General features: G+C 56.2%; 1 rRNA gene. It reads right to left on the bottom strand.

Features of this window, described 5'->3' with window-relative positions:
* Positions 1 to 527 (bottom strand): 23S ribosomal RNA (locus ACFQV6_RS44260); the annotation flags it as partial.
* Positions 528 to 882 lie beyond the last annotated feature (355 nt).

Raw genomic sequence — 882 nt, 5'->3', positions numbered from 1 at the left:
ACCAGGAAGTATTCAGCCTTACCAGGTGGTCCTGGCAGATTCACAGCAGATTCTAGGAGTCCGCTGCTACTCGGGAACACCACAAAGAGGTCATGAATTTTCGTTTACGGGGCTCTCACCCTCTACGGCCGGCTTTCCCACACCGTTCAACTAACCCATAACTTTGTAACTCTTCACCACCCTGTCAGAGGTGATAAGTGGGTCCCACAACCCCGGGAATGCAACGCCTGACAGCTATCACACACACCCGGTTTAGGCTACATCCGCTTTCGCTCGCCACTACTCACGGAATCACGGTTGTTTTCTCTTCCTACGGGTACTGAGATGTTTCACTTCCCCGCGTTCCCCTCACACACCCTATGAATTCAGGCATGGATGACACGACATGACTCGTGCCGGGTTTCCCCATTCGGACACCCTGGGATCACAGCTAGGTTGGCAGCTCCCCCAGGCCTATCGTGGCCTCCTACGTCCTTCATCGGCTCCTGGTGCCAAGGCATCCACCGTTCGCCCTTGACAACTTAACCACAAAAAACAAGATGCTCGCGTCCACTGTGCAATTCTCAACCAACGACCAACCCACAACCCGAACAGCCCCAAGCACCAGCCTCAACAACGTTGAACGGTATGCAGGGCCAGGTCATGCCTGGCATTGAAGACCAACCCCGAGCCACAGCCCGGTCCACCGGCCAAAGGCCGGGGTGGTTGTTCTTTCAGATACCCAACAGGGTGCTTTTCTTTGTCGCCAAAAATCCAGCCGCACCAAACAATCCGTTCCACACCCCGAAAGGCTGTACTAAGAAGCTGGCCGTTGCCGGCTCTGACTAGCCAGTGTCTCCGCCTACGAGCACCCCGGTCCGGCATACGCGGACCGCGGGCTAC

This window comes from Actinoplanes sp. GCM10030250, from assembly GCF_042666575.1.
In the GTDB taxonomy this organism is placed as follows: Bacteria; Actinomycetota; Actinomycetes; order Mycobacteriales; family Micromonosporaceae; genus Actinoplanes.
The sequence above is the reverse complement of the archived record's forward strand: the minus strand, read 5'-3'. Positions and strand labels throughout refer to the sequence as shown.